We start from the raw sequence: 487 nt of genomic DNA on the forward strand, positions 1-487 counted from the left end.
ATACAAGGGCACGATTCGAATGAGCCTCGTTCGCAAATAGGCGCCGGCCGACCTGCCATTGTTCCCAAGCACATGCGCGGTAAGAAAACCGGCCAGAACCATGAACAGATCCGTCCCGAAACGGAAAATGTCCAAGACACCCGGCTCAATATGGGCGGCGCTCACCACTCCGGACATGTGGATGTAGCCGATGGCGTAGGCGGATATGAGCCTCAAAAGCTGAGGATTGTGACAGAACCTCCTTGCCCCAGCAGTCCGGGCGGCCGGATGGTATTCCGCGTTCACCCGGGTTATCAGTCCGAAGCTGACCGTGCCTATTGTTGAGAAGATCGCCCCACCCCAGGGACCCCAGCATCCCCTTGAGTCATATGGTCCAATGCATCGGCGATCAGCCCTCAACCGTTCTGTTACGAGGTCGGCCTCGCGGTGGCCTGTCCGTTCTTCTGCACGATCTTCATCCTTTGCGCCCATTGACGCGATCCTCAAC

General features: G+C 57.9%; 1 pseudogene. It reads right to left on the reverse strand.

From position 1 onward, the window contains the following. Window positions 1-285 (reverse strand): annotated as a pseudogene (locus EOA22_RS38450) (hypothetical protein); the annotation flags it as partial. Between the last annotated feature and the right edge of the window lie 202 nt (window positions 286-487).

Source organism: Mesorhizobium sp. M7A.F.Ca.US.014.04.1.1, assembly GCF_003998745.1.
Lineage (GTDB): Bacteria > Pseudomonadota > Alphaproteobacteria > Rhizobiales > Rhizobiaceae > Mesorhizobium > Mesorhizobium ciceri.